This is a genomic window from Pseudomonas sp. FGI182, from assembly GCF_000511325.1.
Classification (GTDB): domain Bacteria; phylum Pseudomonadota; class Gammaproteobacteria; order Pseudomonadales; family Pseudomonadaceae; genus Aquipseudomonas; species Aquipseudomonas putida_Z.
The window spans coordinates 561,785-576,221 of sequence record NZ_CP007012.1; the positions used below are offsets into that span (position 1 = coordinate 561,785).

13 protein-coding genes and 1 tRNA gene are annotated in these 14,437 nt (G+C 64.3%); 8 read left to right on the forward strand and 6 right to left on the reverse strand.

What is annotated here, in order from left to right; genetic code table 11:
* Positions 1 to 3 precede the first annotated feature (3 nt).
* From fdhE to C163_RS02500, 4 genes are all read left to right on the forward strand, one after another.
* Positions 4 to 924 carry a formate dehydrogenase accessory protein FdhE gene (fdhE, locus tag C163_RS02485; RefSeq protein ID WP_025337502.1) on the forward strand — a complete coding sequence of 307 codons (921 nt, stop codon included), beginning with the start codon at positions 4 to 6 and terminating at the stop codon, positions 922 to 924.
* Between the two features lie 159 nt (positions 925 to 1,083).
* Entirely contained in the window at positions 1,084 to 2,511 is a 1,428-nt protein-coding gene (gene selA, locus C163_RS02490; RefSeq protein ID WP_025337503.1) for an L-seryl-tRNA(Sec) selenium transferase, read from the forward strand.
* The gene (selB, locus tag C163_RS02495; RefSeq protein ID WP_025337504.1) at positions 2,508 to 4,430 is read left to right on the forward strand and encodes a selenocysteine-specific translation elongation factor; all 1,923 of its coding nucleotides are present in this window, start codon (positions 2,508 to 2,510) and stop codon (positions 4,428 to 4,430) included. The genes selA and selB overlap by 4 nt, the downstream gene beginning before the upstream one ends.
* A gap of 6 nt (positions 4,431 to 4,436) precedes the next feature.
* A tRNA-Sec gene (locus C163_RS02500) sits at positions 4,437 to 4,532 on the forward strand.
* A gap of 121 nt (positions 4,533 to 4,653) precedes the next feature.
* Here C163_RS02500 and C163_RS02505 read toward each other — a convergent pair.
* Together C163_RS02505 and C163_RS02510 are read right to left on the reverse strand one after the other, a co-directional pair.
* Positions 4,654 to 5,643, reverse strand: a complete 990-nt coding sequence (locus C163_RS02505; protein WP_025337505.1) for an asparaginase — start codon at positions 5,641 to 5,643, stop codon at positions 4,654 to 4,656.
* A 72-nt stretch (positions 5,644 to 5,715) separates the two neighbouring features.
* Positions 5,716 to 7,158: a sodium:alanine symporter family protein gene (locus C163_RS02510; protein ID WP_025337506.1), complete on the reverse strand. Its 1,443-nt coding sequence runs from the start codon at positions 7,156 to 7,158 to the stop codon at positions 5,716 to 5,718.
* A gap of 178 nt (positions 7,159 to 7,336) precedes the next feature.
* Here C163_RS02510 and C163_RS02515 point away from each other — a divergent pair, with 178 nt between their 5' ends.
* Complete coding sequence (locus C163_RS02515) at positions 7,337 to 8,146, forward strand: helix-turn-helix transcriptional regulator (protein WP_025337507.1); 810 nt, start codon at positions 7,337 to 7,339, stop codon at positions 8,144 to 8,146.
* An 8-nt stretch (positions 8,147 to 8,154) separates the two neighbouring features.
* On the opposite strand, the gene C163_RS02520 is transcribed toward C163_RS02515, so the two are convergent.
* The gene (locus C163_RS02520) at positions 8,155 to 8,949 is read right to left on the reverse strand and encodes a TSUP family transporter (protein WP_025337508.1); all 795 of its coding nucleotides are present in this window, start codon (positions 8,947 to 8,949) and stop codon (positions 8,155 to 8,157) included.
* Positions 8,950 to 9,395: 446 nt separating this feature from the next.
* Here C163_RS02520 and C163_RS02525 point away from each other — a divergent pair, with 446 nt between their 5' ends.
* Positions 9,396 to 10,280, forward strand: coding sequence for a sugar nucleotide-binding protein (locus C163_RS02525; RefSeq protein WP_038407862.1), 885 nt, complete (start codon positions 9,396 to 9,398; stop codon positions 10,278 to 10,280).
* Positions 10,273 to 11,205: an NAD-dependent epimerase/dehydratase family protein gene (locus C163_RS02530; protein WP_025337510.1), complete on the forward strand. Its 933-nt coding sequence runs from the start codon at positions 10,273 to 10,275 to the stop codon at positions 11,203 to 11,205. Before C163_RS02525 ends, C163_RS02530 begins: the two co-directional genes overlap by 8 nt.
* Before the next feature lie 129 nt (positions 11,206 to 11,334).
* Here C163_RS02530 and C163_RS02535 read toward each other — a convergent pair whose 3' ends face one another.
* A complete protein-coding gene (locus C163_RS02535; RefSeq protein ID WP_025337511.1) occupies positions 11,335 to 11,778 on the reverse strand; it encodes a helix-turn-helix domain-containing protein in 444 nt (147 codons plus the stop codon).
* A gap of 102 nt (positions 11,779 to 11,880) precedes the next feature.
* On the opposite strand from C163_RS02535, the gene C163_RS02540 reads away from it, so the two are divergent.
* Positions 11,881 to 13,086 (forward strand): MFS transporter, encoded by a 1,206-nt coding sequence (locus C163_RS02540; RefSeq protein ID WP_025337512.1) that lies wholly within the window; start codon positions 11,881 to 11,883, stop codon positions 13,084 to 13,086.
* Here C163_RS02540 and C163_RS02545 read toward each other — a convergent pair.
* Entirely contained in the window at positions 13,074 to 13,757 is a 684-nt protein-coding gene (locus C163_RS02545; RefSeq protein ID WP_025337513.1) for an OmpW family protein, read from the reverse strand. The two genes, C163_RS02540 and C163_RS02545, sit on opposite strands and share 13 nt — an antisense overlap.
* Positions 13,758 to 13,866: 109 nt before the next feature.
* Positions 13,867 to 14,379: a DUF3299 domain-containing protein gene (locus C163_RS02550; RefSeq protein WP_025337514.1), complete on the reverse strand. Its 513-nt coding sequence runs from the start codon at positions 14,377 to 14,379 to the stop codon at positions 13,867 to 13,869.
* Between the last annotated feature and the right edge of the window lie 58 nt (positions 14,380 to 14,437).

Genomic DNA, 14,437 nt, shown 5'->3' on the forward strand with positions numbered 1-14,437 from the left:
CGCTTGAGCACGATACTCGAACCCGGGCAGATCGAAGCGTCGGCAGTGATGCCGCCGTTTCTGCACCTGCCCCCCGCCAACCTGTTCGAACTGCGCGCCGCGCGCCTGGAGCAGCTGGCCGAGGGCAATGCCCTTGGCGAATACCTGAAGCTGGTGGCTCGTTTGTGCCATATCCAGCAGCAGCTTGTGGATAACCCGCCCGCAGGCATGCCGGTGGCCGAGGCGCGTCAGCGCCTGTGCATAAGTCATGGTTTGCCGCCACTGGCGGCGGACAGCCTGGTGCGTGAAGGGCCGTGGCTGGTCTGGTTGCAGGCTTTGCTCGAGCACCTCGACGCGGACACCAGCGGTCCGTTGGGGGAGGCGCTGCAAGCCCTGCGCAGCAGTGACGACCATCAACGCAAGGGTTGGGGGATCGCCTTGCTCGCCGGCCAGTACGACGCAGTGCCCGCGGCACTGGTGCCGTTCATTGGCGCGGCCTTGCAGGCGGCCTGGTCCAGCTGGTTGCTGGCGCTGCCCGCGCCAGAGCTCAAGCCCGCCGGCAGCCTGGCCCAGTGCCCGGCCTGCGGTTCGCCGGCGATGGCCGGGGTGGTGCGCAACCGCGGCAAGCACAATGGCCTGCGCTACCTGGCTTGTTCGCTGTGTGCCTGCGAATGGCATGTTGTGCGGGTCAAATGCGTGTACTGCGAGTCGAGCAAGGACCTGCGCTATACCAGCCTTGACGATGACCGCCATGCACCGGGCAAGGCGCCGCTACGGGCGGAGTGCTGCCCGGAGTGCGAGAGCTACCTGAAGCAGAACTACCTGGAAAACGATGCGGCGGCCGAGCCGCTGGCCGATGACCTGGCCAGCCTGGCACTGGACATTCGCCTGGACGAGGAGGGCTTCCATCGGTTGGCACCGAACCTGATGCTCGCACCCGGGTAATGGAGAGTGTCTACACTGTAAGACCGAGTCGCCTTCTTCGCGGGTAAACCCGCTCCCACAGGGCCCGCGCAGCTTTTGAGGCTTGCGCGGCCCTTGTAGGAGCGGGTTTACCCGCGAAGAGGCCAGTACAGACAACGGATCAGTCCAAGGTAGTACCGCATGTCCTCCAGCCTAGCCAGCGACACCCCACGCCTGCCCTCCATCGACACCCTTTTGCGCCACCCGGCCTGCCTCCCGCTGATCGACCGCCACGGTCGCGACGCGGTCCTCGCCACCCTGCGGCAACTGCTCGACGACCTGCGCGACCCCGCCCGCACCGGCCAGCTCAGTGCCGCCGAACTGGCCGCTGAAGTCCTGCTGGGCCGCTCTGGCGAACGCTTGGCCACCCAGCAACGCAGCCAGGTCCGCCGTGTGTTCAACCTCACCGGCACCGTGTTGCACACCAACCTCGGCCGCGCCTTGTTGCCAGAGGAGGCCATCGAGGCCATGCAGACCGCCGCCCGCTACCCGCTCAACCTGGAATTCGACCTGGCCACCGGCAAGCGCGGCGACCGTGACGACCTGATCGAAGGCCTGATCCGCGAGCTGACCGGCGCTGAAGCCGTCACCGTGGTCAACAACAACGCCGCCGCCGTGCTGCTGGCGCTCAACAGCCTGGGCGCGCGCAAGGAGGGGATCATCTCCCGCGGTGAACTGATCGAGATCGGCGGTGCCTTCCGCATCCCAGACATCATGGCTCGCGCCGGCGTGAAGCTGCACGAAGTCGGCACCACCAACCGCACCCACGCCCGTGACTACGAGGCCGCGGTCAGCCCACGTACCGGCCTGCTGATGCGGGTGCATTGCAGCAACTACAGCATCCAGGGCTTCACTACCCAGGTGCCCACCGCCGAGCTGGCGCGCATCGCCCACCAACATGACTTGCCTCTGCTTGAAGACCTTGGCAGCGGCAGCCTGCTTGACCTTACCCGCTGGGGCCTGCCCGCCGAGCCGACCGTGCGCCAGGCCCTGGCTGACGGCGCCGATATCGTCACCTTCAGCGGCGACAAACTGCTGGGCGGGCCGCAAGCCGGAATCATCGTCGGGCGCAAGGAGCTGATCGCCAGGATCAAGAAGAACCCGCTCAAGCGCGCGCTGCGGGTCGACAAGATCACCCTGGCCGCACTCGAAGCGGTGCTGGGGCTGTACCGCAACCCCGACCGCCTGGCCGAGCGCCTGCCCAGTCTGCGCCTGCTGACCCGCAGCCAGGCCGAAATCCAGACCCAGGCCGAGCGCCTGGCGCCAGAGCTCAAGGCCCGCCTCGGCGAACAATGGGCGGTCAGCGTGGAACCGGCGTTGGGCATGATTGGCAGTGGCAGCCAACCGGTGGCCCGCCTGCCGAGCGCGGCGTTGTGCCTGCGCCCGCAGGTATCGAAGAAGCTGCGCGGGCGCAGCCTGCATGTGCTGGAGCGGGCCTTGCGTGACTTGCCGGTGCCTGTGCTCGGCCGTATCGCCGATGACGCACTGTGGCTGGACCTGCGCCAGCTGGATGACGAAGCCCAGTGGCTGGCACAGTTGCCTGCCCTGCAATTGGGGCCGGTACAGTGATCGTTGGTACCGCCGGCCACATCGACCATGGCAAGACCGCACTGCTCCAGGCCCTGACCGGCCAGGCCGGTGACCATCGCCAGGAGGAGCGCGCCCGTGGCATGACCATCGACCTTGGCTACCGCTATGCGGCGTTGACCGAGGGGGCAGCGCTGACCGGCTTCATCGATGTACCGGGCCATGAGCGCTTTATCCATAACATGCTGGCCGGCGCCCACGGCATCGACCTGGTGCTGTTGGTGGTGGCGGCCGACGACGGGGTGATGCCACAAACCCGAGAGCACCTGGCGATCATCGAGCTGCTGGGCATCCCTCAGGCCCTGGTGGCGATCAGCAAATGTGACCGGGTAGAGCCGGCCCGCCTGGTCGAAGTGCAGGCACAGGTCAGCGAGCTTCTGGCGCCGGGCCCATATGCTGGTGCACGGCAGTTTCCGTTGTCGAGTGTGACCGGCGAAGGTATCGATGCCCTGCGCCAGGCCGTGCTGGCCGCGCAACAGCGCGTGCGCCAGCGCAGCGTGCGTGGCGGTTTCCGTCTGGCCGTCGACCGCGCCTTCGCCGTTACCGGTGCGGGTGTGGTGGTCACGGGCACGGCGCTGGCTGGGCGGGTAAGTGCCGGCGACACCTTGTTGCTGGGCAAGGCCGGCAAACCGGTGCGGGTGCGTGGCCTGCATGCGCAGAACCAGGCCGCGCTGGTGGCCGAAGCGGGCCAGCGGGTGGCACTGAACATCGCTGCCGAACGGCTGGCGGTGGAGCAGGTGCGCCGGGGGGACTGGCTAGTGCCCGAGTGGCTGCACGCCCCCAGTGTGCGGGTGGATATCGAGCTGAACCTGTTGCCGGGCGAGACCCGTACCTTCGAACATTTCAGCGCTGTGCACGTGCACCTCGGCACCCAGGACGTAACCGCCCGGGTGGCCTTGCTCGAAGGTGAAACCTTGGCGGCGGGCCAGCGCATGTTCGCCCAGTTGCTGCTCAACGCGCCGCTGCAGGCGGTACACGGCGACCGTCTGGTACTGCGCGACCAGCGTGCCCAGCGCACCCTGGGGGGCGGCAAGGTGCTCGACCCGTTCGCGCCAAGCCGTCAGCGCCGCAGCGATGAGCGCCTGCGCCAATTGCATGTGCTGCGTGATGCCGAGGACCTGGAGCAGGCCTTGCCGGCACTGCTCGCCAGCGCACCAGGGGGTATCGACCCACAGCGTCTGGAGCGGCAGTTCAATCGCCTGCGCGAAACCTGGCAGTTGCCGGAAGACGTGCTGGTGGTGGCCACGCGGCAGGGCCAACTGCTGTTTGCCAGTGCCCGGTGGCAGGCGCTCAAGCGCCAGGTGCTGGAGCAGCTGGCGCGGTTCCATGAACAGGAGCCCGACCAGCTCGGCCCGGACCGCGACCGCCTGCGCCGCTTTGCTGCCTTGCCGCTGGAGCGGCCCGCTTTTGTCAGCCTGCTGGATGAGTTGCTCGAGGATGGCGCCATTGCCAGCAGCGGGCCTTGGCTGCACCTGCCCGATCACAAGGTGCAGCTGAGCGAAGCCGACAGTGCGTTATGGGCAAATCTGCAACCGAAGCTGCTGGCGGGGCAATACGATCCGCCCTGGGTCAGGACGCTGGCGAGCGAGGAAAATTGTGCCGAAGCCGATGTGCGCCTGTTGCTGCGCAAGCTGGCCCGGCTGGGCCTGGTGCACCAGGTGGTACGCGACCTGTTCTACCCCGAGGCGACGCTACAGCGCATGGCAGAGCTGCTGCTGGGGCAGGCCAGTGAAACGCCGATAGTGCAGGTTGCCGCGTTTCGCGATATGTTGGGCATCGGTCGCAAGCGCAGTGTGCAGATTCTGGAGTACTTCGACCGCATCGGCCTGACCCGGAGGGTGGCCGATCAGCGTCACATTCGCGCCGACAGCGCCCTGGCCCAGCAGCAGGCCAGGCACTGAGTTCAAGGAAGGCAATCGCGCCCGGTGGCGCGGCCGGGCTTCAAACCCGGTTGGGGACGGCAGCCGTTCCCGGGCAGGTTCGACTCCCGCTGCCTTCCGCCAATCATTTGTACAGGGGCTGCTTTGCAGCCCATCGCGACACAAGGCCGCTCCTACACAGGACTGCGCCGTACCTGTAGGAGCGGCCTTGTGTCGCGACGGGGCGCGAAGCGGCCCCAGTCGATCAGGCCCGTTCCCCACACAGATCCAGGGCAAACCACCGCTCCGCCGTGTCGACATCCAGCCCGGCCCCCAGCAACGCAACCATCTTGGCCAGCGCCGCCTCCCGGGTCATGCCACCGCCACTGACCAGCCCGGCCCCGCGCAAGCGGTTACCCGCCGCATAGGTATCGAACACCACCGCCCCCTCTGGGCACTGGCTGATAGCCGCCAGCATCACGCCCCGCTGGCGTGCCGCGCTCAGCACATCCAGCAACGCCTGGTCATCCGACGGCCCGGTACCGCTGCCGTAGCACTCCAGCAGCAACCCCTGCACGCCGCTGCCCAGCAGTGCCTGCAAGTGCCCGGCCTGCAGGCCCGGGAACACCGGCACTACCGCCAGGTTGACCGGCTGGCGCGGGTGCTTGTAGCCAAGTTCGGCTGGGATCGCCGTGGCGCGCTCACCGTCACGATGACGCGGCAGCGCGGCAAAGGCATCGAACGCCTCGCTGCGCAGCTTCGACGCCCGGCAGCCATGCAGCAGCTGCCCATGGAAGTACAGCTGCACACCATCTTCCAGCCCCTGTTCGAACTGGCGCAGTGCGCCGCACAGGTTGTCCCAAGCGTCGCTGTCCGCGGTACCCGCCGGCAGCATCGAGCCGGTCAGCAGCACCGGCACCGGCAGGCCCAGCAGCAGGAACGACAATGCCGCGGCGCTGTAGGCCAGGCTATCGGTGCCATGCAGCACCAGCACGCCATCATGGCCAGCCACCTCTACCGCTGCGACGATGGCATCGCGCATCGCCAGCCAGTTGTGCTGTTGCATGTTGGCGCTGTCGAGCAGCGGGTTCAGTTCCTGCAGGGTCCATTGCACCTGGGGCGCATCGGCCAACTGGGCGAAGTGTTCACGCATCCGCGCTTCGAAACCACCGGCCGGCGCCAGGCCTTCCGGTGTTTCGAGCATGCCGATGGTGCCACCGGTATAGAGAACGAGAAGATTCTTTACTGCACGCATGGAAAGCATCCGTAGCGATGAGCGGAGAAAGAAAAGCCGCCCGCGGACGGGGCGGCTGGGCAGGAGAGGATATCAGCGCTGCGTCTGAGCTTGGCCGACTGCTTTGTCAGTGGCTGTTTCCGCCTGCGGATTGGCAGGCCAGGCATTGCGGTCCAGGTCCAGGTCGGTGAACTTGGCCGAGTCGAACACTGGCTGGTCGACGCCCGCCTTGCGCTGGTCGTCGTAGTCGCGCATCACCCGCAGGCCGACCTTGAACAGCAGGGCCAGGGCCACCAGGTTGACGAAGGCCAGGCAGGTCATGGTGATGTCGGCGAAGGCGAACACGGTCGACAGGTCTTGCATCGAACCCCATACCACCAGCGCCAGCACCAGGCCACGGAACACCATCAGTACCACGCGGTTGCGGCTGAGGAACTGCAGGCTGTTTTCGCCCAGGTAGTAGTTGTAGAGGATGCAGGTGAAGACGAACAGCGACAGCGCCACGCTGACAAACACGCGGCCCCAGTCACCGACCACGGCGGCCAGCGAGTTCTGGGTCAGGACGATGCCGTCACCTTCGAAGCCCGGGGTGTAGAAGCCCGACAACAGGATCAGCAACGCGGTGCAGGTGCAGATCACGAAGGTGTCGAGGAACACGCTGAAGGCCTGGACAACGCCCTGGGCACCAGGGTGTTTCACGGCGGCCACGGCGGCGACGTTCGGCGCACTGCCCAGGCCCGCTTCGTTGGCGAACACACCACGCTTCACGCCCATGACGATGGCGCTGCCGAGCAGGCCGCCGAATGCCGGGTCGAGACCGAAGGCGCTCTTGAAGATGGTTTCCAGCATGGCAGGCACGTGCTCGATCTGGGTACCGATCACGTACAGGGTCACGCCGATGTAGGCCAGGGTCTTGACCGGTACCAGCAGGTCGGACACCGCGGCGATGCGCTTGATGCCGCCGATGAAGGTGATGGCCAGCAGCACGGCGAGGACGATGCCGGTGTGCTTGGGGTCGAAGGCAAAGGCGTTCTGCAGCGAGTGGGTCACGGTGTACGACTGCAGGCCGATGAAGGCGAAGCCGTAGGTGACCAGCAGCAGGATCGAGAACACGATGGCCATGCTTTTCAGCTTGAGGCCGTGCTGGATGTAGTAGGCCGGGCCACCACGGTACAGGCCGTCGCCATCGGCGCGCTTGTAGACCTGGGCCAGGGTGCATTCGAAGAAGCTGCTGGACATGCCCACCAGTGCGGTAACCCACATCCAGAACACAGCACCTGGTCCACCCAGTGTCACGGCAATGCCGACACCGGCGATGTTACCGGCGCCCACGCGGCCGGCCAGGCTCAGCATCAGGGCCTGGAAGGAGCTCAGCTGGCCTGCCTGGCCACGCAGCGATTCTTTGAACACACCGAACATGTGGCCAAAATGGCGGAACTGGACGAACCGGGAACGGATGGTGAAGTAGCTACCCAGCCCTACGATCAGCACAATGAGAAGTTTCCCCGAGAGGAAATCGTTGAGTACTTCGAGCATTGGAAAATGACCTCGATTCTTATTGTTCGTGTGGAAAGACCAGCGGACGGCAGGCGCACCGCTATTCGTGGGGCGCATGGTTGGCTATGACAAGAGCGGTTACAATTTCGCGGGTTGCTCTGATTTGGTGCAACTTGATGCTACAATCGCGCCATTCGCGTCACCTGAGTCCCGAGTCATGAGCGATCATTTCGCTACCAACCTCAAGCTGGCCTGCAGCCACTACCGCTCTATCTCCGAAGTTTGCCGCCAGCTGTCGATCAACCGCGCGCAGTTCAACAAGTACCTGAGCGGGCAGAGCCGCCCGACGGCCTACAACCTCAAGCGCATCGGCGATTTCTTCGGGGTCGAAGATTACGAATTGCATTTGCCACCCGAGCAGTTCAGCCGCCTGATCGGTGCTCGCGTGTCGACCCCGGCCGAGCAGCCTGGCGACCCGATCAGTGATCTGTTCCGTCCGTTGCACGCCCATGCGGGGAACCTGTCGCGCTATTGCGGTTACTACCTGGAGTATTCCAACTGCATGTCGGTTCCAGGCACGGTCCTGGTGTCATTGGTGCACCTGTGGGAGGAGCGCGGGCAGTTCCTTTTCGAACGCCAGGAACGCCAGGAGCGTTCCAGCGCCACCAACCCCCATGCCGAGGTGCGTTGTCGCTATCTGGGAGCGGCGTTCCAGTTGCAGGACCGGATGTTCCTGGTCGATTACGAGTCGCTGACGTTCAATGAGATGAGCCAGACTATCCTCATCCCCAGTTTCAAAAGCCGCATTACCCGCCTCAACGGCCTGAAGGCCGGCGTATCCAGCGGCGACCGGCGCAACCCGGCCTGCACTCGGGTTGTGTGGGACTACCTGGGAGAGGAGATCAATCGCATAAATGTCTACCGGCAGGTAAAACTGTACCAGCCGGATGATCCCCGCATAGATGACGATGTGCGTGAGCGCCTCAGCGTGGGGCCGTTGCGTAACAGTCTGTTCGAAATCGAGTGATGCTTTTTTCAGAGAACAAGTTGATGTAACCACTCGCCAACAGGGTTGCCTGGGTCGAGCAGCAACTTGATTGCCATGATGCAGCAAACACAGACCAGCAATGGCTTGATCAGCCGCGGGCCAAAGTGCACTGCGCAGCGTGCGCCCAATTGAGCCCCCACAAAAGCCGCGAACGCCATTGCCAGCGCCAGTGGCCAGATGATCGCCCCGCTGAGTGAAAAGACGGACAATGCGCCCAGGTTACAGGCAGCGTTCAAAAGCTTGCTGGTGCACACGGCTTGTATCAAGTGCTGGCCCAAGAGGATCACGCAGGCCAGCATGAAGAACGAGCCGACACCAGGGCCGAAGATACCGTCATAAAAGCCAATGATCGGTGCAACCACTACGCAGAACAGGCTGGTCGATACCTTTGCCTTGCGCGCTTGTTCATTCGGCTTTGGGCTGAAGGCAAAGTAGGCGGCTATCAGAATCAGCAGTGGTGGGACGCACGCCTGCAGAACGCTTTTGGGCACGTAAGTTATCGACAAGGCACCCAATGCCCCTCCGATAAATGACATGACAGCCATTGGACTGCCTCGTCTCCAGTCGATCATGCCTTTGCGGGCAAAGGCGCACGTAGCCGAAACCGTAGCCGAAGCCGCCTGGAACTTGTTGGTGGCAATTGCCGCCAAGGGTTCGATACCGGCAATGAACAACACCGGGAGTGTGATCAGGCCACCACCACCGGCGATGGCATCGAAAAAGCCGGCCATCAGTGCCACCAGTGCGAGTGTCAGAACAAGCGTTACGTCGAATTCGATCATGGGGTGTTTTCCTGTGATCAGCCACGCACGAGCAGTGGGTCTTCAGCGAGCACCAACGGTACTGCGAAGGGGGAGTATCCGAATTGACGGATGAGCAGCCGCCGGTTGTCCTGGCTTGCAAAGGTTATGGCCTTGCTTTGCTCCGGGCTGAACTCCAGGTATGCAACTTCCGAACGAGGCATTGAACGTTCCCTGTACTTGTTTTTGTAAAGCTCCCCGGCTGGCAAGTGGGGAAGTCAACTATTCAATGCAGTTGTGCTGTTGCGTGGAAGTCAGCTCGTTCCTGGTATGTCGTAGGAGATTTCTGCCTATGGTGGTATTGAACTGTGGAACTTTGGAATCAATACCGCCTGTGGCATCGAACGGGTCCGGTGTTGGACTTCCCGGGCAGGAAACCGCAAAATGGCCCCTTTCCTTCAATCAACCTCTCCGGATCTGCTGACTCTATGCGTATGCGCCTAATGCTGTTGGGTGGTGGCAATGCCCTCGGGCAAGCGCTGATTCGTCTTGGGGCCGAGGAGGACATCGCATTCCTGGCGCCGCGCCCGCCCGAGAACGGCTGGACGCCGGCCAGCCTCACCCAGCTGCTCGACGATCATCGTCCCGATGCCCTGGTCAACCTGGCCTATTACTTCGACTGGTTCCAGGCCGAGTCGGTCAGTGAGCAGCGCCTGGCCCAGCAGGAGCGGGCTGTGGAGCGCTTGGCGGAACTGTGCCAGCACCACCAGATCACCCTGGTGCAGCCTTCCAGCTACCGCGTGTTCGATGGTTCGCGGGCCACGGCCTACAGCGAAAAGGACGAGCCGGTACCGCTGGGCCTGCGTGGCCAGGCCCTGTGGCGTATCGAGCAGAGCGTGCGCGCGGCTTGCCCGCAGCACGTGCTGTTGCGCTTTGGTTGGCTACTCGACGAAAGCATCGACGGGGCGCTGGGCCGCTTCCTGACCCGCGCCGAGCAACCACAGGAGCTGCTGCTGGCCGATGACCGGCGTGGCAACCCGACGCCGGTCGACGACGCCGCCCGGGTGATCCTGTCGGTGCTCAAGCAACTCGATTGCAGTGCGCCGCTGTGGGGCACCTACCATTACGCCGGCAACGAGGCGACCACGCCGCTGGCGCTGGGCCAGGCGATCCTTACCGAAGCAGGCCAGTACCGCCAGCTGGCTGTGCAGGCACCGACGCCGCAGGCCCATGCCGCACGGCCGGATGCCAGCGAAGAGCCGCAGCACGCGGTACTGGCCTGCAAGAAAATCCTTCATACCTTCGGCATCAAGCCGCGCGCCTGGCGCGCCGGCCTGCCGCCTCTACTGGACCGGTTCTACCGCCATGGCTGACGCCCCCATCCTGATCACCGGCGGTGCCGGCTTCATTGGCTCCCACCTGTGCGATGCGTTGTTGGACAAAGGCTACGCCGTACGCATTCTCGACGACTTTTCCACAGGCCAGCGGGGCAACCTGCAGGTCGGCCACCCACGCCTGGAACTGGTTGAAGGCGATGTTGCCGATGCCGGTCTGGTCACGCAGGTTGCGGCTGGCTGCAGTGCCGTGGTGCACCTGGCAGCGGTGGCCTCGGTGCAGGCCTCGGTCGAGGACCCGGTGCGGACCCACCAGAGCAATTTCATCGGCACCCTCAACGTGTGCGAAGCCATGCGCGTGCATGGGCTGCGCCGGGTGTTGTTCGCCTCCAGTGCGGCGGTGTATGGCAACAATGGTGAAGGTGAGTCGATTGCCGAAGACACCCCCAAGGCGCCTCTGACCCCGTATGCCGTGGACAAGTTGGCCAGTGAGCAGTACCTGGACTTCTACCGTCGCCAGCATGGCCTGGAGCCGGTGGTGTTCCGCTTCTTCAATATCTTCGGGCCACGCCAGGACCCGTCCTCGCCGTATTCCGGGGTGATCAGCATCTTCTCCGAGCGCGCTGTGAAGGGTTTGCCGATTACGGTGTTCGGTGATGGCGAGCAGACCCGGGACTTTCTCTACGTGGGCGACCTGGTGCAGGTGATGGTGCAGGCGCTGGAGCAGCCGCAGGTCGAGGAGGGGGCGGTGAACATCGGCCTCAACCAGGCCACATCGCTCAACCAGTTGCTTGCAGCGCTTGAGAAGGTGGTGGGTAGCTTGCCGGCGGTCAGCTATGTGGCGGCACGTTCGGGTGACATTCGCCATTCGCGGGCGGATAACCAGCGCTTGTTGGCGCGGTTCGAGTTTCCGCAGGCAACGCCGATGGTCGAGGGCTTGTCGCGGCTTCTGGGCAAGGGCTGAATTGCTTGGGGCGCTTTGCGCCCCTATCGCGACACAAGGCCGCTCCTACAGCGATCGCGCCAGGCCGAGGTTGCGCGGTCGCTGTAGGAGCGGCCTTGTGTCGCGATGGGCTGCGCAGCAGCCCCAGAATCACTCATGCCGCACCACTTTTCGCAGGCAATCCCCTGCCGCCAGCACCCGCCCATCCCGGGCCCGCACCTGCAGTGTTTCCAGCGCCTGCCCCGTATCACCATCCACCAACTCCGAACGCACCTCGCCCGCCTCGAACAGAAACCGCTCCCCCCACTGCCTCAAGCCAACCACCACCGGGAACACCGATCGTCCTTTCTCGGTCAGCACATACTCCTTGTAGGCACTGCCATCCGACGCCGGCTGCAGCGTCAGCAGCCCGCTTTCCACCAGCCACTTCAGCCGTGAGGCGAGGATGTTCTTCGCCAGCCCCAGGTTCTTCTGGAATTCACTGAAGCGCCGCAGCCCATCGAAGGCGTCGCGCAGGATCATCAGCGCCCAGCGGTCTCCCAGCACCGCCAGGGCCCGGGCGACGGGGCATTGCGTATTGTTTTCATCGAGCATGGACGGGGCCTTTCGTGATCATCTGGTTGCAGATTAAAACCACATTTGCTAAATAGCCAGCATGTGGTTTCAATTCGAAACCAGATTGACGAGGCCAGCCCGATGAACCCTGCACTGACACGCTGGATAACCCTGCTGCTGGCCATCACCAGCGCCATGGCTGTGGCGACTGTGTATTTCGCCCAGCCTCTGCTCGAGTCGATGGCCGCTGACCTGGGCGTGGCGCAGCAGCAGATCGGTTGGGTAGTGGGCGCGACCCAGGCGGGCTATGCCCTGGGGTTGTTGCTGATCGTGCCGCTGGGTGACCTGATCGACCGCAAGCGCCTGTTGCTCGGGCAGTTGCTGTTCTCGGCCCTGGCGCTGGTTGGGGTAGGCATGGCACCCAACTGGGCGCTATTGCTGCTGGCCCTGGCCATCACCGGGCTGATGGCGGTCATGGTGCAGGTGATGGTGGCGCATGCAGCGAGCCTTGCCGCCCCCGGCCAGCAAGGGCAGGCCGTGGGCACCGTCACCAGCGGCGTAGTGCTGGGCATTCTGCTGGCGCGGCTGGTCTCGGGCGGGCTTGCCGACCTGGCTGGCTGGCGCAGCGTGTACCTGATTGCCGCAGGGCTGCTGATGCTGCTGGCCCTGGTGCTGTGGCGCAGCCTGCCCGTGGGGCAACCGGTGTCGCTGCGGTCTGGCTACCGGGCACTGATCGTTGCCCAGTTCAGGCTGTACCGGCACGACCGGCTGCTGCGTCAGCGCGGGCTGTTCGGCGTGTTGATCTTCGCTGCGTTCAGCGTGCTCTGGAGTGCCATGGTCATGCCCCTGAGTGCCGAACCACTGGCGCTGAGCCATACCGCGATCGGTCTGTTCGGCCTGGCGGGTGTTGCCGGCACATTGGCGGCAGCGCGCGCCGGTCGCCTGGCGGACCAGGGGCTGGGGGATCGCACCACCGGGGTAGCGCTGGTTCTGCTGGTGCTGTCATGGCTGCCCACAGCCTTCGTCGGGCATTCACTGATGGCCTTCGGGTTGGGTGTGCTGATGCTGGACTTTGCCGTACAGGCGGTGCATGTCACCAACCAGAGCCTGCTGCTGGCCGGGCGTGGCGCAATGGCCAGCCGGTTGATCGGCGCCTACATGTGCTGCTATTCGCTTGGAAGTGGAGTGGGGGCAGTGCTGGCGAGCTGGGTGTATGCCCATTGGGGTTGGGCAGCGGTGTGTGGGCTTGGGATGGGCATCAGCGCGGTGGCGCTGGGGTACTGGCTATGGCTGCAACGCGCGAGGGCGGCCGAAGCCGCCCTGCAGTGTTCAGGTCAGAACTTGTAGCCAAGGCCGACCATGTACACCCACGGGTCGACATCGACGTCGACCTTGGTCTTGCTGTAGCCCAGTGCGGATGGGCCATCGACGCTGGCCTTGGTGTCGATGTCGATGTACCAGACGGAGGCGTTGACCAGCAGGTTTTCGGTGAGCATGTAGTCCATGCCCAGCTGGCCGGCGAAGCCGACCGAGTCCTGCAGTTTCAGGTTGCTGAAGCCCTGCTGCTTGCGGCTGCCGCTGAGGTCTTCATCGAAGAACAGGGTGTAGTTGATGCCGACGCCGGCATACGGCTGGAACTTGGAAGTCGGTTCCATCGGGTAGTACTGCAGCGACAGGGTCGGTGGCAGCTGCTTGATGTCGGCCAGCTTGCCGTCCAGGCCGCCGCCCAGGCCTTTGACGCCGACGGTGTGCTTGAACGGGGTGGCAGCCAGCAGCTCGAGGCCGACATGGTCGGTGAGCATGTAGGCGAAGGTCAGGCCCAGCTGGGTGTCGCTGTCCAAGGTCGCCTTGGTGCCCGATACCTTGCTGCCGTCGAATTTCAGGTCGCCGCTGCTTTCGTTGGGGGCAACGGTGATGGCACCGGCACGGACGATGACATCACCCGCCTGGTGGGCGTGGGCGACAGGGGCGGCGAGTGCCAGGGCCACGAGTGAGGCACCGAGCAAGGTCTTGTTCATGGAAGCTCCCAGAGGACGTGAGTAATCGAGTAGTCCAATGGTACGGATGCGTCTGAACGGAAAGTTTGACCCAGCTCAAAGAAGCGTCGTCACGAATTCGAAACAGTTCTCATCTCAGCTCATAAGCGTATATTTTCTCGGCTTCCATCTGGTAGCCGGCATCTGCCAGTTCGCTGCTGGAGGCTCTAACCTGCAGCTTTCCCTCGATCCAGTAGGGCTGGTAGAGGTCTTCTACGCGAACGCCCATTTCACTGAAGATGTGCACGATCTGGTTCGAGGGTGGTGGGGGCACGTGTATGCACGCGCCGTAGTAAGGGACCAGCAGGAATTCGGTGGTGCGGCCTTCTTCGCTCACCTCCAGCGGCACGATGTAGCCGGGCAATTTGATCTGCTGGCCGTCGAGGCTTTTTACCACCGGGGCGTCGGGTGCCTGCTGGCGCGCCGGTGGGGCGGACTCGGCGGACAGGGCGTTGCTGAGCTGCGACATGTCGTGCAGCGGCGCGAGTTGGGGCGGGATGACCGGGGCGCCTTCGGGGATGAGGGCGGGCCAGTCAAGTTCGCGGGGTTCCGAGGCCCACAGAGGCATCGCTACTGTGAGCAGCAGGATCAGCAGCGTATGCAGTGCTGGCCTCTTCGCGGGCATGCCCGCTCCCACAGGGTTCACCACAGGCTTCGAACCT